The organism is Phaeovulum vinaykumarii, from assembly GCF_900156695.1.
In the GTDB taxonomy this organism is placed as follows: Bacteria; Pseudomonadota; Alphaproteobacteria; order Rhodobacterales; family Rhodobacteraceae; genus Bieblia_A; species Bieblia_A vinaykumarii.
On record NZ_FTOM01000001.1, the window covers coordinates 874242 to 897994 of the forward strand.

Sequence of the window (23753 nt, forward strand, 5' to 3'; positions counted from 1 at the left end):
CCGCTCGGCGCGGCCCCGTCCGGCGCCACCTCGCGTTCATGGAGAGCACATGCAGAACCTTCTTCTGATCGGCATCGGGACCGGGAACCCCGCGCATGTGACCGCCCAGGCCGCGCGCGCGCTGAACCGCGCCGACGTGATCTTGATCCCGCGCAAGGGCGCGGAGAAATCCGACCTGGCCGCGCTGCGCCGGGCGATCTGCGCCGAGCTGGTCACCAATCCCGCCACCCGAATCGTGGAATTCGACCTGCCGGTGCGCGACCCCGCCATCGCCGACTATCGCGCCCGCGTCGAGGCCTGGCACGATGCCATCGCGCGCTGCTGGGCCGAAGCCTGCGCCCCGCATGCCCCGCAGACGGTGGCGCTTCTGGTCTGGGGCGATCCCTCTCTCTATGACAGCACCTTGCGCATTGCCGGGCGGCTGTCGCCGGCGCCGCAGCTGACGGTGGTGCCGGGGATCACCTCGCTTCAGGCGCTGACCGCGGCGCATCGCATCCCGCTCAACGACATCGGCGCGCCGGTCGTCATCACCACCGGGCGCCAGCTCCGCGACCACGGCTGGCCGCCCGCGGCCGACACGGTGGCGGTGATGCTGGACGGCGAGATGAGCTTTGCCACGCTGGACCCCGCGGGCATCCAGATCTGGTGGACGGCCTATGCCGGGATGAGCGAGGAAATCTCGGTCGCGGGCCCGCTGGCCGAGGTGGCCGAGGAGATCCGCACGAAAAGAGCCGCGGCGCGCGAACGCCACGGCTGGATCATGGACATCTATCTGATGCGGCGGGGCTGAGCCCCCGAAGCCCTTCTCAGACCTGCTCCAGCTCGATCAGGCAGCCGTTGAAGTCCTTGGGGTGCAGGAACAGGACCGGCTTGCCATGCGCGCCGATCTTGGGATCGCCCGTGCCCAGCACGCGCGCGCCGCTGGCCTTGAGATGGTCGCGCGCGGCCAGGATATCCTCGACCTCGTAGCAGACATGGTGGATGCCGCCCGAGGGGTTCTTGTCCAGAAAGCCCTGGATCGGGGAATTCTCGCCCAGCGGATAGAGCAGCTCGATCTTGGTGTTGGGCAGTTCGATGAACACCACCGTGACGCCGTGATCGGGTTCGTCCTGAGGCGCGCCGACCTTGGCGCCCAGGGTGCTGCGGTATTGCTCGGCGGCGGCGGTCAGGTCCGGCACGGCAATGGCGACATGGTTCAGACGTCCGATCATCGGCTCCTCCTTGTGGTTGTCCGGGGTCTAGCGGGCAGGCGCCGGCCGGGCAAGACCGGGCGCGTTTACTCCGCATTATCCTTTCCCGGTCTTTACTGGATGAAAGCGATTCTGCTTGTTCCGATGTTCATGGTGCGACGATGGGCGACGATCCTATTCTTGCTGGCGCATATCCTGTTCCGTCGAACCGCCCTCTGGTGGGGCTGACGGTTCTCGTGGTGGAGGACAGTCGCTTCGCCTGTGAGGCGATGCGACTGCTCTGCCTCCGATCGGGCGCGCGCATCCGCCGCGCCGATTGCCTGCGCTCGGCCCGGCGCCATCTTCAGGTCTATCGCCCCGGCGTGGTGATCGTGGATCTGGGCCTGCCGGACGGGTCGGGCGTCGATCTGATCGACGAACTGACCCATGCCCCGGTGCGGGTGCCGGTGATCCTGGGCGCCTCGGGCGACCCCGACGGGCGCGAGGCCGCTCTGGCCGCCGGGGCCGACGGGTTCCTGGCCAAGCCCGTCGAAAGCCTGATGGCCTTCCAGAAGGCCATCATCTCGGCCCTTCCGACCGAACAGACGCCCCTGCGCGCGGTCGCCACCCCGGCCGAAGATGCGATCTCGCCCGATCCGCTGGCCCTGCGTGACGATCTCAGCCATGTGGCCGACGTGCTGTCGGGGGCGCCTGACGGTTCGGTTCTGGATTACGTGGCGCAATTCCTGGGCGGCGTGGCCCGTTCCGCCCGCGACGAGGATCTGGCCGCCGCCGCCGCGCATCTGGCCCGCTCGCGCCAGACCGGCAATACCCATGCCCAGGAGGTCGAGCGCCTGCGCGGTCTGGTGGACCAGCGGCTGTCCACCGGCGCCGTGATCTAGAAACGCGCCTTCCGCCCGGTTCCGGGCCCCGCGCACAGCCCATCTCATCTGCCGCATGGGCCGCCTGCCGCATGGGCCGCCTGCCGCACGGGCCGCCTGCCGCACCGCCGTCATGCCTGCATTTCCTCCCTGCGGCCCTGCGGTGCCTGGTGTCATGCCTGCGCCCCCTCAGCCTCAAGGCCCCGCCCGCGCGGGCATGCCGGGCGCCGACACCCCACCGTTCGGGGCACGGCATCCCTTGCAGCCTGCCTTCCCTGCCCCCCGCTTTTTGCCGCGCTTCGCCCGACGGGCCCGCCCGTGCACATGCGCGATGCCCCCCGACCCCGGCATGCCCGGCCAGATGTTCCGGCCCAGCCCCCGCGCGAAGCAGGATCCGACGAGAACGCCCCCTCCCGGCGCCCCCAGCCGCGCCCCGGTTGCGCCCCATTGCCGCATGCCGGCTGGACATGTTTGTATCGCCGCGTCATCATATGACCGCGTTCGCCTGCATGATTGTCCCCCATGGCGCGCGGCCCCGCCCCGCGCGCGCATTTGAAAACCAGAGAGGCCCCATGTGCCAGATGTGTCAGGTCGCTTCCGTCGGGGATGACGGCTGCGCGTTCGAACCCCTTTACGCGGGGGCCGTCATCATTGAGGTCGGAGACGCGGCCGCCAACGTCACCACCAGTGTCGCGATCGGCCTGGGGGATACCTTCAGCGGCAACCTGTCCTATGCGGGCGACGTCGACTGGGTGGCCGTCACGCTGACCGCCGGAACGCGCTATGACATCAGCCTTTACGGGGACGGGGCATCGCCGCTCTCGGACCCCTATCTGCGCGTCATGGATGCTTCGGGCACGCAGGTCGGCTATAACGACGACGGCGGCTCGGGCCTCAATTCCTACATGAGCTTCGTGGCCTCGAGCACGGGCACCTATTACCTGGCCGCCGACAGCTATGACTCCCGGGATACCGGGACCTATGCGCTCTCGATCGCCGAAGCCGCGCCGATCGTGCCCTATACGCTCGACCAGATCGCCGAGCAGCTCTACAGCGGCTATTGGGGCGGGTTCGAGCGGCATTTCGACATCGCGCCGGGCGACACGCTCAATGTCGATATCTCGGGGCTGACGGCGGCGGGCCAGCAACTGGCGATCTGGGCGCTTCAGGGCTGGACCGACGCGACCGGCATCCTGTTCGACACCGCGCCGGCCTCGGGGGCCACGGTCCATATCACCATGGATGACTGGGACAGCGGCGCCTATACCTCCACCCAGATCTCGGGGGGCTTGATCACCTCGGCCTTCGTGAACGTGTCCACCGCCTGGCTGACCACCTCGGGGACCACGCTCGACAGCTACTCCTACCAGACCTACCTGCACGAGCTGGGCCACGCCCTGGGTCTGGGGCATGCGGGCAATTACAACGGCTCGGCCACCTATGGCGTCGACAACTACTATGCCAACGACAGCTGGCAGGCGACGACGATGTCGTATTTCTCGCAGACCGAGAATACCTACATCAACGACCCCGCCGCCTATACCATGACGGCGATGCCGGCTGACCTGATCGCGCTGCATCACCTTTACGGCACGCCCACGGGCATCCGCAGCGGCAACACCGTCTATGGCGAGAACACCAATGCCGGCGGGATCTATGCCGAACTCGAGACCCTGCGCGCCGCGGGCAACATCAACCACGCGGTCGCGGTGACGATCTTCGACCAGGGCGGCTATGACACGCTTGACCTGCGCTCGGACACCGATGCGCAGTTGATCAGCCTGATCCCGGAATCGATCAACACGATCTATGGCGTCGAGGGGATGCTCCAGATCGCGCGCGGCACGATCATCGAACGTCTCTATGCGGGCTCGGGCAACGACACGATCACCGGCAATGACGTCGACAACCGCCTTTACGGCTTCGACGGGGCCGATTCGATCTATGGCGGCGGCGGCCACGACACCCTTTATGGCGGCGCGGGCAATGACCGGCTGAACGGCAGCTATGGCGCCGACACCATTGAGGGCGGCGACGGGACGGACATGCTGTGGGGGGGCACCTGGTCGGACCTTCTCGATGGCGGCGCGGATGCCGACACCCTGTCGGGCAATGATGGCAACGACACCCTTCTGGGCGGCACCGGAAACGACATTCTCTACGGTGGCGCGCATAACGACGTTCTGAACGGCGGCGATGACGACGACACCCTTTATGGGCACACCGGCAACGACACCCTCTATGGCGGGGGCGGCCACGACACCCTTTATGGCGGCGCGGGCAATGACCGGCTGAACGGCAGCTATGGCGCCGACACCATTGAGGGCGGCGACGGGACGGACATGCTGTGGGGGGGCACCTGGTCGGACCGACTGGATGGCGGCGCGGATGCCGACACCCTGTCGGGCAATGACGGCAACGACACGCTACTGGGCGACACCGGAAACGACATTCTCTATGGGGGCGCGCATAACGACCTGCTGAACGGCGGCGATGACGACGACACCCTTTATGGCAATACCGGTAACGACACCCTCTATGGCGGCGGCGGCCACGACACCCTTTATGGCGGCGCGGGCAACGACCGGCTGAGCGGCAGCTATGGCGCCGACACCATTGAGGGCGGCGACGGGACGGACATGCTGTGGGGGGGCACCTGGTCGGACCTTCTCGATGGCGGCGCGGATGCCGACACCCTGTCGGGCAATGACGGCAACGACACGCTACTGGGCGACACCGGCGATGACGTTCTCTATGGGGGCGCGCATAACGACGTGCTGAACGGCGGCGCTGGCGTCGATCAACTGGTGGGCGGCACCGGCGCTGATACTTTCGTCTTTGGGGCCACATCCGAAAGCACGGTGGGCGCCGCGGATGTGATCCGCGATTTCGTGCGCGGGGTTGACCGCATCAGCCTGACCGGCATCGACGCCAATACCACCGTGGCGGGCGATCAGGCCTTCACGATGATCGGCGCGGCCGCCTTCAGCGCCGCGGGACAGTTGCGCAGCTATATTTCCGGGTCCAACACCATCGTCCTGGGCGATGTGGACGGCGACGGAACGGCCGATTTCTCGGTCATCCTGACGGGAAGCCTGTCGCTTGCGGCAAGCGATTTCCTGCTCTGAGACGTGCCTGGCGCGGGGGAGGCGGCCAAAAGACCGGCCGCTTCCCTTGCAATGCCCCGTCCGGATTGGCAAAAGGAGGCGCGCGCCCCCCCCGCGCGCGAACGGCCAGCAGAGCAGGAATTCAGGTCATGCACGCACCCGCGAAGCCGTCGATCCTGTCGATCAGGACGCATATCGACCCGCGCGGATCGCTGGGCGTTCTGGAAGGCGACGACCTGCCCTTTCCCATTGCCCGCGTCTATTACCTGTTCGACGTGCCGATCGGCGCGGTGCGGGGGGAACACGGGCACAAGCAGCTCGAGCAGGTGATGATCTGCATGAGCGGGCGCGTCGAGATCACGCTCAATGACGGCACCGGGCAATACCACTTCACGCTGGACACGCCGGCCAGCGCGCTGCACGTCCCGCCGGGCTATTGGCGGCGGCTGAAGTTCCTGGACCCCGGCACCTCGGTCTGCGTCCTTGCGTCACGGCGCTACGAGCCCGAAGATTATCTCTATTCCTTCGAAGATTACCTGGCCTGGGTCCGCGGGGGCGATGCGCCGCCCGCCCCTGCCGTCACCTGAACGCCGCGCCGGCGGCGCGCGCGCCCCGTGCCGGCCGGTGTGGACCCGTCTGCCCTGCGGCCCGCCCGCCGCCTCTGAGGAGAGCCTGTCGATCATGGCCGCCGCCGCCCCCTTGCGTTTTTCCTTCCTGGACGTGCGCTTCACCTATGACAGCCTGCGCGCCGAAACCGATGCCGCCATCGCGCGGGTGATGGACAGCGGCTGGTATATCGGCGGCCCCGAGGTCACCGCCTTCGAGGACGCCTTTGCCGAATATTGCGGGGCGCGGCATTGCGTGGGCACCGGCAACGGGCTTGACGCGCTGGTGCTGTTGCTGCGCGCCGCCGGGATCGGACCCGGCGACGAGGTGATCGTGCCCGCCCATACCTTCATCGCCACCTGGCTTGCGGTGTCGCAGGCCGGAGCGACGCCGGTGCCGGTCGATGTCGATCCCGCGACGATGAACCTGGACCCCGCCACGGTCGAGGCCGCCATCACGCCGGCCACGCGCGCGGTCATCGCCGTCCATCTCTATGGCACGCCGGTGCCCTGCGCCGATCTGCGCGCGCTCTGCGCCCGCCGCGGGCTGCGGCTGTTCGAGGATGCCGCCCAGGCCCAGGGTGCCGCGATCGACGGCCGGCGCGCCGGGGCGATGGGCGACGGGGCGGGCTTCAGCTTCTATCCCGGCAAGAACCTGGGCGCCTTTGGCGATGCCGGCTGCGTGGTCACCAATGACGCCGATCTGGCCGAGGCGGTGCGCATGATCGGCAATTACGGCGCGCGGGTGAAATACGATCACGAGATCGCGGGCGTGAATTCGCGGCTCGATCCGGTGCAGGCGGCGGTCCTGGGCGTCAAGCTGCGCCATCTCGACGCCTGGACCGAACGCCGTCGCCAGATCGCCGACATCTACATGAAAACCCTGGCCGGCGTGCCCAGCCTGCGCCTGCCGGCCCTGCCCGAGGGCGCCGCGCCCGTCTGGCACCTGTTCGTGGTCCGCCATCCCCGCCGCGATGCGCTTGCCGCCGCGCTGGCCGACCGCGGCGTGCCCACGGCGCTGCATTACCCGATTGCCAATCACCACAGCGGCGCCTATCGCGCCGATTTCGAGGGCCGGTCCTTCCCCGTTGCCGAGGACATCTGCGCCACCTGCCTGAGCCTGCCCATCGGCCCGCATCTCGATCTGGCCGCCGCGCAGGAGATCGCCGAGATCGTCGCCGAAACCGCCGACCGCCAGACCTGAACCGGACCGCCATGACCCTGCATTCCGACGGCCCCGCCCATCCCGAAACGTCGCCCGCCCCTGCACGCGGGGGCCCCGGCGGGGATGCCGGACCGGCGCCGTCGATCGCGGCCCTTCTCGAGGGGGGGCTGTCGCAGGCGCGCACGGCGACGCGTCACGCGCTTGACACCGCCCGGATCACCGAGATCGAGACCCGGATCGCCCCGCGGATCGAGACCGAATGCCCCCTGCCGCGGATCGCGCCGCGCGGCTTCGACCGTCCCGCGACGCTCTATCTGCTGAGCGGGCTGCATGCCTTCGACGGCGCGCATCGGCAGGTCGCGCAAATGATCGCGGCGCGCCCGCATGAGCGCCATCTGGCCATTCTCGACGGGCACCGGCGCGAGACGCTGGATTGGGCGCGCGGGCATCTGACGCGGGCGGGGGCGCTGCCGCTGTCGCCGGCGCGGGCGATGATCGGGCTCGATCGGCTGCAATGGCTGCGCGCCAAGCTGGCGGCGCTGGCCGTTCAGCGCATCGTGGCGATGATCGACGCCGACGACCTGATCGCGCGGCTGGCGCTGGCCGAGGTGGCGCCGGTGCTGGGCGACCGGCTCTATCTGATCCACCGCGGGACAAGCCCGGCCGATTTCGGGCCCGCGCTGGCCGGGGCCACCCATGTGACCAGCGCCGCACTTGCCCGCGCGGCGGATACCGGGGCGCCCACGCTGCCCGAGGTCTATACCCCCATCCGCCGCATGGCGCCCCCCGATCTGCCGCCACCGCCCCAGCCGCAGGGTCCGGGCCGACGCGCGGCGGTGCGCTTTCATCTTGAACGCGTGCGCCGGGTGAAGCCGCTGGCCCGCGCGATGCTCCTGCGCTCGATCGCCGACAGCCCGGCCTCGACGCTGGCCTGGCGCGCCCAGACCGGCCGCGCCCGGATGCGCGCCGCCCGTCTGGCGCCCGCGATCACCACCGCCACCGGCGGCAATGCGCATGACTTTCCCGGCAGCGGCCCGCTCGATTGGGTCACGCTGATCGTGGCGGTGCTGCACCACACCAACGGGCGGCATGTCCATGTGGGCTATGTCGAACCGGGGCTGCGCCGGCGCATGGAACGGGCGCTGCGCCGTGCCGGTCTCGACATCGGTCAGGTCGAGATCGTCGACGGCGCGCGCGACATCTACAACGGCGTCTCGGCGCGCCCCATAGACCTGTTCGTGGCCGCCTATCCGCATGCCGATCCGGGCGGTGTCGCCGAAGCCGCGGCCGCCGGCGCGCCTGTTGCGCTGTTTGCTCCGGCCGACAGCGCCCCCCTGGGCAAGGGCGCCAACCCCGCCCTTTTCGGGCTGTGGCATGACGCGGAAAGCCTGGCGCAACTGGCGCGCAAGGCCGCCGCACATCGCAGCACCGCGCGGGGGGGCGGGGCGCGCGCAAAACCCGCCGCCGCCCCCGGCGCGGCGGGCACCGAGGCCCTGCATCAGGCCTGGAACCGGCTGATCGCGGCGACCGAAGGCGCGCTTGCGCAGAGCCCCGACGAAACGGCCCGTGCGCGGCTGCGCCCGCTGGGCCTCTTCGATGCCGACTTCTATCGCGGGCAATTCCCCAAGGGGGCCAAGCTTCCGCAAGACGAGGCGGCCGCCTTCACGCATTACCTCGAGACCGGCGCCGCGGCGGGCAAGTCGCCCCATCCGCTGTTCGATCCGGCCCATTACCTGGCGCTTTTGCCCGAAGCGGCGCGCGCCGCCGCCCGCCCCGACCCCGCTGCGCATTACCTGGCCTTTGGCGAAGCGCTGGGCCAGCCGCCGCATCCGCTGTTCGATCCGGTGCTCTGCGCCCGCCAGCTTCAGGTGCCCCAGCCCGACATCCTGGCGCGCTATCTGCACACCGATCTCGGACCCGACGGCCAGGCGCCGGTGCCCCATACCTTCTTCGACCCCGACCATTACCGCGCGCAGCTGCCCTTCCCCCCGCGCGAAGGCACGCTGCTTGAGGATTTCCTGACCCGCGGCCTGTCGGAACGGCTGGACCCGCATCCGCTTGTCGAGGCCGCGCGCCTCTGCGACCCGGACGCCGATTACGCCGCGACCCTGTGGGAGTGGCTCGGCCACGAGGGGCACGCGCTCTCGCCCGAGCTGGCCGACCGGGCGACGACGCCGCTCTTTGCGCCGGCGCATTTCCGCGCGCATGCCCCCGACGCCTATGCGCGGGGCGCGCCCTCGGCGCTCTGGACTCATCTGATCGAAGGCAACAGCCCCGATGTCGGGCCGCATCCGCTGGTCTGGCCGCATCATGTCGAACGCAACCACCCCGGCACGCTGACCAGCGCCGAAACGGTGATCGAACGGCTGATGCGCGACACCGGCGCCGATCTCGATTCCCATCCGCTGATCGACAGCGCTCATATACGCGCCCAGGCTCCCTGGATCACGCAAAGCCGCATCCCGCCGCTGACGGCATTCGTGGAACACGGCGTCTGGCACAATCTGGACCCGCATCCCTGGTTCTCGACGCAATATTACCTGCATTCGAACCCCGATGTGGCTGCCGTGGGGATGAACCCGCTCTATCACTATCTGTCGGGGGGCGAACAGCAGGGCCGCTGGCCGCATGTGTTCTTCAACGCCCCGAATTACTACCACCGCTATCTGGGCGCGGGCGCGACCGTCTCGCCGCTGATCGACTATGTGACGCGGGGCGCGGGCTATTTCTGGAACACGCTGCCGGTGGATGACACCTTCCAGCGATCGCGGATGGACACGGTGCGCGCCCTCTTCGCGCAAGATCCCGACGGCGGCAAGCGCTCGGCCAAGCTGCTTGAACAGATCATGATGCCCGAAACGGGCGGACGTCACCCGTCGCTGACAACCGAAAGCCGCAAGCTGGCGCGCGCCCTGCCGCCCGAAGACGACACGCAGACGGCTGGCGAAACGCTCGGCATCGTCGAACGTCAGATGCAGATGCCGCCGGTCCCGGTTCAGGTGCTGCGCCCGCCGGTCGTGGCCGCCAGCCATATCGCGCCCCCCTCGGGCGATTACGACAGCCCATCGGGTGAGGCGGCGCAGTTCCGTCAGGCCATCGTGGTGGCCGGCAACGACGGCTTCATCACCGCCGATGGCACCTGGCTCGACCATGGTTTCGAAGGGTTCGACCCCGATCACATGGAGCTGCGCGCCAATGGCGCCGTCGTGGCCGAGGCGGGCGACCGCGTTCTGCTGCGCCGCTTCACCAACGGGCGCGACATCGACGCGGGCCTCTTCGCCTGCGGCACCTACAGCCGGAATTACTGCCATTTCCTGCTTGAGGTGCTGCCGCGCGCGCTTCTGGCCGATGCCATCGCGCCCGCGGGCGTGCCAGTCCTGACCGACGACGACATGCCCGCCCAGCATTATCAGGCGCTGCGCATCGCGCTGCCCGACCGGCCGATCCTGCGGCTGTCGCGCCAGCGCAGCCATCGCGTGCGCGCGCTCTATGCCGCCTCGATGCCGATCGTCTTCCACGATGCCTTCGGGCAGAGCGACGTGCCCGCCGATGCGGTGCGGATGCACCCCGAGATGCTGCGCCGCCTGGCCCGGATCGGCGCGGCCATCGGCACCGACCCCAAGGCGCCCGAGCGTCTGTTCCTGCACCGCGAAGCCTCGGTGCGCCGCCTTCTGAACGCGGGCGAATTGCACCATGCGCTGGGCGCGCGCGGCTTCGTCACCGCCAATTTCGCCAATCTGGGCTTTGCCGAACAGGTCCAGATGATCGCCGGCGCGCACGACATCGTGGGCCAGAGCGGGGCGCATCTGGCCAATATCGTCTTTGCCCGTCCGGGCACGCGGATCTTTGCGCTGTTCTCGAACGCGCCGGGCACCAATTACACGATGTGGAGCCAGATCGGCGCCGCGCTCGACCTCGAGGTGGTGAATGTCGCGGGGCCCCGGCTGATCGGATCGTCGGGGGCGGGGCCGGCCGCGCATGAACATTTCAGCGTGCCCGCCAGCCAGCTGATCCCGTTCTTCCCCGAGGAGACGGAGACGCGCAGCCCCGCCGAGACCTCCGCGGCCTTTGACCGGCTGCATGCGATGGCCGCCGAAGCCGACACGCTGACCTCGGCCTGGGCGATCCGCGCCACCGCCACGCCCGAGGGGTTCGAGCACCGCCTGGCCGAGGCCCGCGACGCGGCGCTGAGCGCGCTTGACGCGGCCTCGGCCAGCCAGCTCAAGACGCTGGTCACGCATCCCTTCTATGCCGATCCCTGGAACAAGCTGCGTTCGGGGCTGGCCGTTGCGCCGCCCGAGACCGCGGCCGAGAAGACCGCCGTCGCCGAGCTGGAACAGGTCTTCGCGCGCCTGGCCGACCCCGATGCGGCCGCGCAGGACGACACCGCCGCCGCCCTGCCCGAAAGCGCGCGCGACTGGCGCCGGCTGATCCTGCGGGCGATGCTGCTCTGCTCGGGCTGGCAATTGCCACCCATTGCCAATCTGCGGGCGCTGCCCTCGGATCTGGTGGCGCCCTATCTGCGCTGGCTCTCGATGCAGACCTTCACCTTCCGCCCCGGCGAGGACGACGCCTATGTCGAACACGCCCGCCGCTTGCTCGACTGGATCGAACGGCAGATGAGCGCGGATCTGCCGCTGGGGCTGCGCAACCGCATCTCGCGCATGGCGGCCGAGCTGGACCTGGGCGCGCTTCTGCTGATCGAGCGCCCGATGCGCGACGTCTACGCGGCGCGCAACCGCGTGCTGCAACATGTGGCGCTGTCGAACGGCAGCCCGCGCAGCTATCCGCGCGCGGCCGACGGATCAGAGGGGCGGCGGCGCATCGGCATCCTGTGCCGCACCTTCGACAAGGGCCCCGATTCCGAGGCCGTCGTGTCGATGTTCCGGCAGTTCGACCGCTCGAAATACGAGATCTTCGCCTATTCGGTCGGCTTCAAGGACCGCGTGGTCAGCGCCGATCCGAAATTCGCCGCCGAATTCGACGCGGTGATCGAACACCGCCGGTCCCTGCCCGACGACCCCGCCGGCATCCGCGCCAAGCTGACGGCGGACCGGCTGGACCTGTTCCTTTATGCCAATGCCACGACCTATGGTCTGCGGGCGCTGGATCTGGCGCTGTTCCACCGCATCGCGCCGGTGCAGGCGGTGATGAATTCGCATGTGCCGCTGGCGCTGGGCTATCCGGCCTTCGACGCCTTCATCACCGGCCAGAGCGACCACCCCGAGCACGAGATCGACGCCGCCGACATGCCCGAGACGGTGATCCGGCGGCCCGGTTCGGTGATCTGCTATCTGACCTCGTTCCTGCGCCGCAAGAACCCGCCGCTCGACCGCGCCGCGCTGGGCATCGCCCCGGACGAGGTGGTGATGATGAACGCGGGATCCTATCAGAAGCTGCGCCACGACTGCCTGACCACGATGATGCGTGCCGTGGCCCGCACGCCCAATGCCGTGCTGCTGCTGGCGCCCTACAACCCCGGCTGGGCAGCGCGCTCGCAGGCCTTCTGCTTCAACCGGCAGCTGGCCGAGGCCGCCGCCGAGGTGGGCCTTGATCCCGCGCGCATCCGCATCACCAGCGAACTGACCGTGGCCGAGGCCGAGGCCGCGCTGTCCTGCGCGGATGTCTATCTCAACCCGTTCCCGCATGGCGGCGCCACGATGACCCATCTGGCGCTGATCTACGGGGTGCCGCCGGTGACGCTGCGCCGGCGCTCGACGCGTTCGATCGACCAGTTCCTGATCGGCAGCCTGGGCGCGACCGAACTTCTGGCCGACACGCCCGCGGATTATGTCGAGCTGGCGCATGTGCTGGCCACCGATCCCGCGCGCCGCGCGGCGCTGTCGGCGCGCCTGCGCGAGGCCGCGCGCCAGCCGGTCTTTGTCGACAACCCGGAGTATTCGCGCGACCTTCAGGCCACGTTCACGGCCCTTCTCGACCGCGCCAGCCACTGACCGCCCCTTCCCCCCCCCCGCCGCGCCGGGGGAGAGGCGCCGCGGATCGCTCGAATTGTCGGTATTGTCCTTGCTTCAGGGACAATACCGGTGATCGCGCATTAATCGTTCGCCCCTAGCCTCGATCCACGTATCCGGTGTGACCGAGTGTTGGTGCGATGTTGACCTTTGAGTGGGTGGGCCTTCTGGGGACGGGGCGCGAATGGCTCGTGACCGCCGTCACCGATCTCGAGATCGTCGAGGCGCCGGGCGGCACCCGGCTGTTTTCGGTGACGCGGCCGGGCATGGGCGGCGGCTTTGCCACCTTTGCGGTGCCCGATGCGGGGCTGGCCAGCCTGCATGACCTGCAATCCTTCGTCCGCCGTGTCGATTATGGCGGCACGCCGCAATTGTCCGTGGTGATGGGCGACGCAGGGGGCATGATCCTGGCCTCGGACCTGTCCTATTCGGGGCTTGTGGCCTATGCGCTGTCGACCACGGGCGCGATCGGCGCCGCGCTCAGCTTTGCCGATGGCGCCGCCCCGGACGGGGATCTGGGCGCCACGACGGTGGTCGATCTCGACGGTGCGCGCTATCTGCTGGCCGCACAGCCCGGCCTCTCCACGCCCGAGGTGTTCCGCGTCAGCCAGACGGGGGGGATCACGCGGCTGACGCCGGAACCGGCGGGCTTGGGCGGCGGCGGCGACATCGGCGCGATGACGCTGGCCGCGGCGGGGGGCGCGCAATTCGTGGTCTCGGCGCTGCCCGCGGCCGACCGGATCGCGGTGCACCGGCTGGCCGCCGACGGCACGCTCAGCGCGGGCGGCGCGCTCGACCTCTCCAGCGGCGTCGGCTTCGACGCCCCCGTCGCGCTGGAGACGCAGCGCCTCATGGGCACCGATTTCGTGATCGCCGCCGGCAACCAGAGCAATTCGCTCTCGGTCCTCCAGGTGCTGGCCGATGGCAGCCTGATCGCGCGCGACCATGTGGTCGACGGGCTGGCCACGCGCTTTGCCCGCGTCACCGCGCTGGAAACCTTCCGTTACGGCGACATGGCCTTTGTCCTGGCCGGCGGCGGCGATGACGGCATCGCGCTGTTCACGCTGTTGCCCGACGGGCGCCTGATCCACCGCCTCTCGCGCGGGGACGATGCACAAACCACGCTGGTCAATGTCACCGCCATCGCCGCCCATGTCTCGGGCAGCGACGTGCAGATCTTCGCCGCCGGCGAGGGCGAAGTGGGCATCTCGCAGTTCCGGCTGGCGCTGGGTCCGGCGGGCGTGACCCGCTGGCAGGAGGCGGGCGATATCGCGGGCACCGCCGGCGCCGATGTGCTGGGCGCGGGCGCGGGCACGACGGCGCTGCGCGGCGGCACGGGCGACGACATCATCGTGGGCGGCGGCACCGGGGGCGCGGCGCGTCTGTGGGGCGGGGCGGGGGCCGATCTCTTCGTGCTCTCGCCCAGTTCGGACACCATCGTCATCGCCGATTTCGAGGCGGGCGTCGACCGGCTGGACCTGACCACGTTCCCGCTTCTGCATTCGGTGGCGGGCCTTGGCATCCTGCGCACCGCCGAGGGCGCGCAGATCACCATCGGCACCACCACGATCCGGCTGATCTCGGCCAGCGGCAACGGCATCGCCCCCAGCCTGTTCCGCGATGCCGATCTCTTTCCCCTGTCGCGCTATCAGCCGGTGAACACGCGCCTGCTCCAATCCGCGACCGAGGGCCCCGACACGATCGCGGCCGCAACCGGCCAGATCGCCAGCCTGTCAGGCCTGGGCGGCGATGACGACCTGCGCGGCGCCGACGGCGATGACACGCTGTCGGGCGGGGACGGAAACGACCTTCTCTCCGGGGGCGGGGGGAACGACAGCCTGATGGGCGACGGCGGCGATGACACGCTCTGGGGCGGCGACGGGGCCGACCAGATCGGCGGCGGCGCAGACAACGACAGCCTGTCGGGCGGCCCCGGCAACGACCGGATGTGGGGCGGGCCGGGGGCCGACACGCTGTGGGGCGGGGCGGGCCATGACGTGATCCGCGGCGGAGCGGGCGCCGATGTGATCGGCGGCGGCGACTGGAACGACTGGCTTTCGGGCGAGGGCGACGACGATCGCCTCTCGGGCGGGGACGGGCATGACACGCTGGCGGGCGACGACGGCGACGACACGCTCTGGGGCGGCGACGGCGGCGATCTGATGACCGGCGGCACCGGCAATGACAGCCTGTCGGGCGAGGCCGGGAATGACACCCTTCAGGGTGGGGCGGGACAGGACATCCTGTTGGGCGGCGCAGATAATGACAGCCTTGCGGGCGAGGACGGCGATGACCGGCTCGAGGGTGAGGACGGCGCCGATACCCTTGATGGCGGGACCGGCGACGACCTTCTTCTGGGGGGCTCGGGCAGTGACCGGCTGACCGGCGGCGAGGGCGCCGACCGGCTCTATGGCGGGACCGGGGCGGACCGGCTCTGGGGACAGGCGGGGGCGGATCTGATGTCGGGCGGGGTCGGGGCGGACATGCTCTGGGGCGGGGACGACGACGACACCCTGGACGGCGACGAGGACGACGACCGCCTCGAGGGCGAGAACGGCGCCGACATGTTGCGCGGCGGCACGGGCGCCGACACGCTGAACGGCGGGGCCGACGACGACACCCTTGACGGCGGCGACGGCAACGACGCGCTGATCGGCGGCACCGGCGACGACAGCCTTGCGGGGGGCAGCGAAAACGACAGCCTCTGGGGGGGCGACGGGGCCGATACGCTGAACGGCGGGGCGGGCCATGACCTGCTGGACGGCGGCAGCGGCGATGACCTGCTCCTCGGCGACAGCTGGCACGACCGGCTGGACGGCGGCACCGGCAATGACCGGCTGTTCGGCGGCACCGGCAATGACAGCCTGACCGGCGGCGACGGCGACGACAGCCTGGACGGGGGCGAGGGCGACGACCATCTCCACGGCGGGGCCGATGCCGACAGCTTGCACGGCGGGGCGGGCAACGACCATCTGTCGGGCGACGATGGAAACGACAGCCTTGTCGGCGATGACGGCCGCGACCGGCTGTTCGGCGGCCAGGGTCACGACACCCTCGACGGCGGCGAAGGGGATGACATCCTGGACGGCGGCGACGGCAATGACATCCTGACCGGCGGCGCTGGGCGGGATTTCATCCTGGGCGGGACCGGCCATGACCGTCTGGTGGGCGGCGACGGCGCCGATATCCTAACCGGCGGCGACGGCGACGACAGGCTGTCCGGGGACGCCGATGCCGACATCCTGACCGGCGATGCCGGCAACGACCGCATGGCCGGCGGCGATGGCGCCGACTGGCTGTGGGGCGGGACGGGCGATGACCTCTTGTGGGGCGGCAACGACGCCGATCAGCTTGCAGGCGAGGACGGGAACGACCGGATCTGGGGCGGGAATGGCAACGACCGGCTTGACGGGGGCACGGGCGACGATCAGCTCGCGGGCGAGGCCGGCAATGACCGGCTGGAGGGCCAGGGGGGCAACGACACGCTTGCGGGCGGGGACGGGAATGACACGCTCGAAGGCGGCTGGGGCGCGGACAACCTGGACGGCGGCGCGGGCAACGACCTGCTGAACGCGGGCAGCTGGAGCGATACGCTGACCGGCGGCACCGGCAATGACACGCTGAACGGCGATGACGGCAACGACAGCCTGTCCGGGGACGACGGCGCCGACCTTCTGAACGGGGGCGAGGGCAGTGACACGCTGGCCGGCGGCGCCGGCGATGACCGCCTGTTCGGGGCCGAGGGGGCCGACCTTCTGTGGGGCGGCGACGGGGCGGATCATCTCGACGGGGGGAACTGGCATGACACGCTGAATGGCGCGGCCGATGACGACCGGCTTCTGGGCGGCTGGGGCAACGACCTTCTGGACGGCGGGACGGGCGACGACTGGCTGGACGGTCAGGGCGACGCCGACACCTTGCGCGGCGGCGACGGGCGCGATGTCCTGCTGGGCGGGACGGGCGACGACCGGCTGGTCGGAGGCGCCGGGGCGGACACGCTCTACGGCGGCCTGGGGGCGGATGTCTTCGTGTTGACCGCCGCCAGCGACAGCGACGCCGCGGGCGGTCAGGACGTGATCCTGGACTTCCTGTCGGGCACCGACCGGCTGGATGTCTCGGGGCTGGGCCTTGGCTTCATCGGCCAGGCGGCTTTCTCGGCAAGCGGCGCGGCCGAGCTGCGGGTCGCGTCGCAATTCCTCCGCCTGACCGTGCAGGGCGACATGAACGGCGATGGCCGCGCCGATTTCGCGCTGACCCTCGAGGGCAGCTTCCAGCTTCTGGCCTCGGATCTGCTGCTGTGAACCGGCCGCCCGACACGAAGGCCCAGCGCCTTGGTCCCCCGCGCGCACGCCTCAGGCCACGCCCATGTTGCGTTCATGCGCGGCGATGGCGTCCTCGACATTGTCGAACATGGTCAGCTTGCCGTCTTCAAGCACCGCGCCCATCGTGCACAGCCGCCGGATCATGCCCATGGAATGGCTGACCACCACCGCGCCCGAGGTCTTCATCCGCTCGAAGAAAACCGCATCGCTCTTGCGGCGGAACTGGGCATCGCCGACCGAGGTCACCTCGTCCACCAGATAGGTGTCGAAGGGAATGCCCATCGACACGCCGAAGGCCAGCCGCGAGCGCATCCCCGAGGAATAGGTGCCGAAGGGCAGGTGGAAATGCGGCCCCAGCTCGGCGAAATCCTCGACGAAATCGCTCAGCTGCTGGCTGTTCACGCCATAGACCCGCGCCACGAAGCGCGCGTTCTGCGCCCCGGTCAGATCGGGGTGGAACGACCCCGCAAACCCCACCGGCCACGACACCGCGCCGTCGGTCACCACCCGCCCCGAGGTCGGGTCCATCGTGCCCGCGATCATCCGCATCAGGCTGGATTTGCCGGCCCCGTTGCGCCCCAGAAGCGCCACCGAAACCCCGGTGGGAAAGGTCGCGCAGATATCGTCGGCCACCACCTTTTGATGGCCCTTGATCACGTAGACCTTGCGCAGATGCTCGAGCCGGATCATCCCTAGCGGCGGTCCCGGATGCTGTAATAGACCAGCGCGCCCACCGCCCAGGTCAGCAGCGCAAAGAGCCCGGTCAGCCCCAGCAGCATCCAGCGGCGCGGAAATTCCGATTTCTCGGCATGGGTGGGGCGGATATGCGCGGCCAGATAGCGCGACTGGCGCTGGGCCTCGGCCACGGCGGAATCATGCGCGGCCAGCGCGGTGCGATAGGCTTCCTCGGCGAATTGCAGGTCGACCGAAAGGCGCTCGAACTCGGCCATCAAGGTGGCATAGTTCTCGGCGGCGGGATCATTGGCGTTCTCGGTGAACTTGTTGCGCTCGTCCTCGATCCGGCGGCGGATCGCGTCGATGCGGCGCTCGGCCTGGGTCACGCGCGGGTCGTTCTCGCGCACGCTTTCACGCAGGAGATCCAGCTCGACCAATGTCTCGGCCAGTTGCGCCTGAAGCGTGTTGAGAACCCCCATCTGCCCCTGAAGATCGGCCTGCGGGTCCACGATCCGGCTGCGCAGACGGAAGGCGGTCAGATCCTGGCGCGCCTGCTTGAGACGCTCGACCGCGCGGTCCAGTTCCTCGCGGGTATAGCGGGTCATGTCCTCGCGCGCGATCGAGGAGATGTCGTTGACCAGCTTGCTCGAGCGGTCGAAGACGGCGGTGGCGATGGCGGTCGCGTCCTCGGGGGTGAAGGCCTGGACGCGCACGGTGATGATGCCGGTGCCGGTGTCGTAGAGCACGCGCACCTGGTCTTCCCATTGATCGACCAGATCCTCGATCGTGCCCGACGGGTCGAAGGCGAAGACCGGGTCGCCCGGCCAGGCCTTGCCGAACATGGCCTTCAGATCGAGATCGCGGTCGATGTTCTGCACCAGATCCTGGGACTGGATGTATTCATAAAGGACATCGGTGTCCGAGGTCGACGAGCCCGACAGTTTCGAGATCCCGCCCAGAAGGTCGAGCGAGCTGTCCATCTCCTCCTTGCGGACCGAGAAGGCGACCGTCGAGGCATATTGGTCCTCGGCGATGATCCACAGATAGGCCGCCGCCAGCAGGACGGGCAGGATGACGACGCCGAAGAAGGCGCCGATCAGCCAGCGGTGGCGGGTTTCGATCTGCGCCGGTTCGGCCATGGGCAACATGGTGATGACCTGCGGCGCGGGGGCAGGTTGCGCCCGGCCCGGCTGGCCTTGCCCCGGTTGTCCGGGGCGCGCCTGCCCCGGTCCCTGTCCTGCTTGCCCCTGCCCTGCTTGTCCCGGTCGCGCCTGGCCTTGTCCCGCGGCTGCGGGGCGGGGCTGGCCCTGTCCGGCCGCCCCGCCGGCACCCTGCCCGACCCCGGCGCGCTGGCCCGCCGCCGCTTGTCCCGCAGCACCCTGTCCGACACCCTGTCCCTGTCGCGCCCCTTGTCCGGGCGCTTGCCCCTGACCGGGCCCGCGGCCCGCGGCCGCAGCCGGGGGGCGCGCGGCGGATGCGGGGGCTCCGTCCTGGGGCGCAGGTCGGGGCGACGGCTCGGCGGCCTTGGGCGGCTGCGGTTTCTCTTCGGGCACGGGGCCAACCTGCTGGTCTGATTGCGTATCTGCGGGCATTCATACATAATGCCTTCCCGAGGCGCCAGATTTTTGCTGGCCGCCCGCGCGGCCCCGCCCGCACCCGACAGGCTTCCAGCGAATGGACCGAAGGCATGGAACGGCTTTTCTCCAAGGGCCAGCGGATGCGCCGCGCCGCCACCCCGCGCACCGTCGTGGCCCTGATGCTGCGCGAGATGGCGACAAGCTATGGCCGCTCGCCGGGCGGGTATCTCTGGGCGGTGGCCGAACCCGTCGCGGCGCTGGCGCTGATCAGCGCGATCTTCGCGCTGGTCTTGCACGCACCTTCGCTGGGCACCTCCTTTCCGCTGTTCTATGCCACGGGCTATCTGCCCTTCATGATGTTCAACGAGGTCGCCAACAAGATGGCGACCGCGATCCGCTTCTCGAAGCCGCTGCTGGCCTATCCGGCGGTGACCTATGTCGATGCGCTGCTGGCTCGGCTGCTGCTGGTATCGCTGACCCATCTGATGGTCGGCTATATCATCTTCATCGCCATCCTGGGCCTGTTCGAGACCCGCGCGATCCTCGATCATGCCACGATCCTGCGCGCCTATCTGGTCACCGCACTGCTGGCCGCCGGGGTGGGGACGTTCAACTGCTACCTGATGACGGCCTTTCCCGCCTGGGAAAGGATCTGGCAGATCGTGACCCGCCCGCTGTTCATCGTCTCGTGCATCTTCTTCATCTTCGAGGACGTGCCGCGCGTGGGCCGCGACTGGCTGTGGTTCAATCCGCTGGTGCATGTGGTGGGCGAGATGCGGCGCGGCTTCTACGCCAATTACCGGGGCGACTATATCTCGCTGACCTATGTCTGCGCGGTGTCGATGGTGCTTTTGCTGGTGGGGCTCTTGCTGCTTTACCGCCACCACCGCGCGCTGACCGATTACTAGGTCGCCCGCATCCACTGAACGCCCGCATCGCTGGACAGGGGCACAGCGCTGACCTATTCCAAAGCCCATCGCCGGACAGCCATGCGAGGTCGATGCCGATGATCCCCAGACTGCAAGGCCTGTTCGCGCGGTACCTGGCCCAGAACCTGCACCTGTCCTGCCCCGGCCCGGCGCTGGGCGATCGCGGGCAGGTGGCTGCGGTCGCGCTGCGCGGCAGCCGGCTGTGGATCTCGGGGTGGCTGATGCCGGGCAACTGGCAGCTGTGCGACGCCGACGGCCCGGTCCTGCCCATCCCGCTTGACATGGCTGCGCCTGACGGCACCCCCGCGGGCGCACGCGGCTTCTCGGTGTCGGTGCCCGATGGAACCGGCCCCCTTGTCCTGACGGATGGCGTGGTGCGCGCGCCCATCGCCGGGCCTTCGGAAAAGCTGCGCCGCCGCGCGCGCCGGGCGCTGATGCCGCGTTTCGCGCTGTGCCTTGCGCGCGCAACGCCCCTGGTCCTGCGCTTCCTGAAAAGCCATGACCCCAGCCTGCGCCCGCGCATCCGCAAGGCGCTGGGGCTCTGGGTCGAGCCGCCCGCGGGCCGGCTGGACCCCGCGCTGTGGGACGGGCCGCGCCCCACCCCGCCCGCGGCCGCCCGCGTCACGCTGGTGGTGCCGGTCTTCAACGCCTTTGACCTTCTGCCCGAGACGCTGGAGCGGGTGGTGCGCCACACCGACCTTGATTGGCGCGCGATCGTGGTCGAGGATTGCTCGACCGATGCGCGGGTGCGGCCCTGGCTGCGCGACTGGGCGGCGGCGCGGAATGCCGCGCATCCGGGGCGCGTGCGGCTCCTGGAAAACGCCGCCAATCTGGGCTTCATCGGGTCGGTCAACCGCGCGCTGGCCGAGGCGCTGGCCTGGGACGATCCGGTCATCTTGCTGAATTCCGACGCGCTGGTGCCGCCGAACTGGGCCAGCCGGCTGATCGCGCCGCTGGGCGATCCGCAGGTGGCCTCGGTCACGCCGATGTCGAACGACGCCGAGAATACCTCGGTGCCGCTGGTCAGCCGCGCCCGCCCGCTGGCGCCCGGACAGGGCGACGCCATCGACACCGTGGCGGCGGGGTTTCACCCGCTGGCGGGGCTGGCCGATCTGCCCTGCGGGGTGGGGTTCTGCATGGCGATCGCGCCCGACTGGCTGCGCAAGGCGCCGGGCTTCGACCCCGCCTTCGGCCGCGGCTACGGCGAAGAAGTGGACTGGTCGTGCCGGCTGCGCGCAATGGGCGCGCGCCATGTGGCCCAGCCCGCCCTCTTTGTCGAACATCGCGGCGGGGCCTCCTTCGGCAGCGCCGAGAAGCGCCGCCTGATCGAGACCAACAACCGCATCCTCCAGCGCCGCTATCCCGACTTCGGCCTCGAGGTGCAGCGCTTCATCGCCGCCGATCCGCTGGCCACGCCGCGGCTGGCGCTGGCCATCGCCTGGGCCGCGACCGGCGCCGATCCCGCCCCCGCCCCGCGCCCAGCCCTGCCGATCTATCTGGCGCATGCGCTGGGGGGCGGCGCCGATCACTGGCTGGCGCGCCGCCTTGCCGAAGATTGCCGCCCCGAAGGTGCGGGCGCCGCGATCGTGCTGCGCGTGGGCGGGCCGCGGCGCTGGCGGGTCGAGCTGCACCTGCCCGATCTGCCCCCGATCTCGGGCGAGACCGAGGATCTGGATCTGGTGATGCGCCTTCTGGCGCCGGTCGCGCGGCGCAAGCTGGTCTATTCCTGCGGCGTGGGCGACCCCGACCCGGCCGGCCTGCCCGCGGTGCTGGGCGCGCTGCACCGGCCCGGCGACGGGCTCGAGATCCTGTTTCACGATTACTTCCCGCTTTCGCCCGCCTTCACGCTGCTGGACGCCGACGGGCGCTGGCGCGGCGTGCCGGCCGCAGATTGCGCCGATCCCGCCCATCGCGCGCCCGGCCCGCAGGGGCAGGGCCTGTCGCTGGCCGACTGGCGCGCGCGCTGGCACGATCTGGCCGCGCGGCCCGAGGCGCGGCTGGTGGTCTTCTCGCAGGCCAGCCGCGCCATCGTGGCCGGGGTCTGGCCCGATCTGGCCGGGCGGATCGAGACGCGCCCCCACCGCCTTCTGGCCGATCTGCCCCGGCTGAGCCCGCCGGCCACGCCCCGGCCCGCGCTGGGGGTGCTGGGCAACATCAACCAGGCCAAGGGCCTCGAAGTGCTGGCGCATCTGGCGCGCCTGCCGGGGGCGCCGCGGCTGGTGGTGATCGGCAACACCGACCCGCGGCACCCGCTGCCGGCCTCGGTCACGGTGCAGGGCGATTACGCGCGCCCCGACATCCCCGCGCTGGCGCGGCGCCACGGGATCGGGGCCTGGACGATCCCCTCGGTCTGGCCCGAGACCTTTTCCTTCACCACCCACGAGGCCCTGGCCACCGGCCTGCCGGTTCTGACCTTCGATCTGGGCGCCCAGGCCGAGGCCGCGGCCCGCGCGCCCAATGGCCATGTCATCGCCCTGCCCCCCGAGGCCGACCCCGCACAGGCCGCGGCGGCGCTGGCCCGGCAATTCGACGCGCTGTTCCCCCCACCCGACGCCCCAGGATGAGCCGCACGCCATGACCCAAGCCAGCACCCATGTCAGCCTGTCGCCGCGCCGCCTGCGCGCCGCCGGCATCGAGATCCGCGCCCGCCTGCCACTGATCGGCAAGGTCCGCCTGCCGCGCGCCAGCGTGATCGAGGCGCCCGCCGGCCTGAAGGCCACGCGCTATGACCATTCGCTGGAGATGGGGGCGTTTTCCTATCAGGCCTCGGGCTATTGCTTTGCCGCGCGGATCGGGCGCTATTGCTCGTTCGGCGAGGATGTGCAGATCGGCCGGCACAACCACCCGATGCACTGGATCTCGACCAGCCCGGCCTTCTTCGATGCCGGAATGCTGGCGGTGGGACAGGACTTTCCCGGCGGGCCGGAACTGGCTGCATGGGCGCCCGTGCCGCCCAGCGCCCCCGAGACGCTGCGGCCCACCCATATCGGCCATGATGTCTGGATCGGGCATGGCGCCTTCGTGCGCGCGGGCGTCAGCATCGGCAATGGCGCGGTGGTGGCGGCGGGATCGGTTGTGGTGCACGACGTGCCCGCCTACGGGATCGTGGCCGGCAATCCCGCGCGGCTGAAACGGCACCGCTTCGCGCCCGAGCTGATCGCGCGCTTTCAGGCCGCGCGCTGGTGGCGGTTCGCGCCCTGGCAGATGGCGCATCTGGACCCGACCCGGCCCGACGCCTTCCTGGACGGGATCGAGGCCATGCAGGGCACGCCGGAGTTCGCCCCGCGCGTGATCGACCTGCGCCACGGGCACCCCTGAGCCACGGCCCCCCCTGAGCGCACGGCAAGGCCC

13 protein-coding genes are annotated in these 23753 nt (G+C 70.1%); 10 read left to right on the plus strand and 3 right to left on the minus strand.

Features of this window, described 5'->3' with window-relative positions; all coding sequences use genetic code 11:
* The first annotated feature begins 49 nt into the window (after nucleotides 1–49).
* Complete coding sequence (gene cobF, locus BW949_RS04070; RefSeq protein ID WP_076363600.1) at nucleotides 50–790, plus strand: precorrin-6A synthase (deacetylating); 741 nt, start codon at nucleotides 50–52, stop codon at nucleotides 788–790.
* A gap of 16 nt (nucleotides 791–806) precedes the next feature.
* On the opposite strand, the gene mce is transcribed toward cobF, so the two are convergent.
* A complete protein-coding gene (mce, locus tag BW949_RS04075; RefSeq protein WP_076363601.1) occupies nucleotides 807–1211 on the minus strand; it encodes a methylmalonyl-CoA epimerase in 405 nt (134 codons plus the stop codon).
* A gap of 140 nt (nucleotides 1212–1351) precedes the next feature.
* Here mce and BW949_RS04080 point away from each other — a divergent pair, with 140 nt between their 5' ends.
* From BW949_RS04080 to BW949_RS17295, 6 genes are all read left to right on the plus strand, one after another.
* Nucleotides 1352–2071: a response regulator gene (locus tag BW949_RS04080; RefSeq protein WP_076363602.1), complete on the plus strand. Its 720-nt coding sequence runs from the start codon at nucleotides 1352–1354 to the stop codon at nucleotides 2069–2071.
* Between the two features lie 551 nt (nucleotides 2072–2622).
* Nucleotides 2623–5178, plus strand: a complete 2556-nt coding sequence (locus BW949_RS16460) for a M10 family metallopeptidase (protein WP_159440040.1) — start codon at nucleotides 2623–2625, stop codon at nucleotides 5176–5178.
* A gap of 128 nt (nucleotides 5179–5306) precedes the next feature.
* Nucleotides 5307–5744, plus strand: coding sequence for a sugar 3,4-ketoisomerase (locus tag BW949_RS04095; protein WP_076363603.1), 438 nt, complete (start codon nucleotides 5307–5309; stop codon nucleotides 5742–5744).
* A gap of 94 nt (nucleotides 5745–5838) precedes the next feature.
* A complete protein-coding gene (locus BW949_RS04100) occupies nucleotides 5839–6966 on the plus strand; it encodes a DegT/DnrJ/EryC1/StrS family aminotransferase (protein WP_076363732.1) in 1128 nt (375 codons plus the stop codon).
* A gap of 11 nt (nucleotides 6967–6977) precedes the next feature.
* Nucleotides 6978–12881 (plus strand): glycosyltransferase 61 family protein, encoded by a 5904-nt coding sequence (locus tag BW949_RS04105; RefSeq protein WP_076363604.1) that lies wholly within the window; start codon nucleotides 6978–6980, stop codon nucleotides 12879–12881.
* A gap of 158 nt (nucleotides 12882–13039) precedes the next feature.
* Nucleotides 13040–17200 carry a calcium-binding protein gene (locus BW949_RS17295; RefSeq protein WP_076363605.1) on the plus strand — a complete coding sequence of 1387 codons (4161 nt, stop codon included), beginning with the start codon at nucleotides 13040–13042 and terminating at the stop codon, nucleotides 17198–17200.
* 51 nt (nucleotides 17201–17251) lie between these two features.
* On the opposite strand, the gene BW949_RS04115 is transcribed toward BW949_RS17295, so the two are convergent.
* Both BW949_RS04115 and BW949_RS04120 read right to left on the minus strand, forming a co-directional pair.
* Nucleotides 17252–17911, minus strand: coding sequence for an ABC transporter ATP-binding protein (locus tag BW949_RS04115; RefSeq protein WP_076363606.1), 660 nt, complete (start codon nucleotides 17909–17911; stop codon nucleotides 17252–17254).
* 2 nt (nucleotides 17912–17913) lie between these two features.
* A complete protein-coding gene (locus BW949_RS04120) occupies nucleotides 17914–19035 on the minus strand; it encodes a KpsE/RkpR family capsule polysaccharide export protein (RefSeq protein ID WP_235816190.1) in 1122 nt (373 codons plus the stop codon).
* A gap of 548 nt (nucleotides 19036–19583) precedes the next feature.
* On the opposite strand from BW949_RS04120, the gene BW949_RS04130 reads away from it, so the two are divergent.
* The 3 genes from BW949_RS04130 to BW949_RS04140 all read left to right on the plus strand — a co-directional run bounded on the left by BW949_RS04130 (nucleotide 19584) and on the right by BW949_RS04140 (nucleotide 23720).
* The gene (locus BW949_RS04130) at nucleotides 19584–20381 is read left to right on the plus strand and encodes an ABC transporter permease (protein ID WP_076363608.1); all 798 of its coding nucleotides are present in this window, start codon (nucleotides 19584–19586) and stop codon (nucleotides 20379–20381) included.
* A gap of 98 nt (nucleotides 20382–20479) precedes the next feature.
* Nucleotides 20480–22966, plus strand: coding sequence for a glycosyltransferase (locus BW949_RS04135; RefSeq protein WP_159440041.1), 2487 nt, complete (start codon nucleotides 20480–20482; stop codon nucleotides 22964–22966).
* A gap of 10 nt (nucleotides 22967–22976) precedes the next feature.
* Entirely contained in the window at nucleotides 22977–23720 is a 744-nt protein-coding gene (locus tag BW949_RS04140) for a CatB-related O-acetyltransferase (protein WP_076363610.1), read from the plus strand.
* Nucleotides 23721–23753 lie beyond the last annotated feature (33 nt).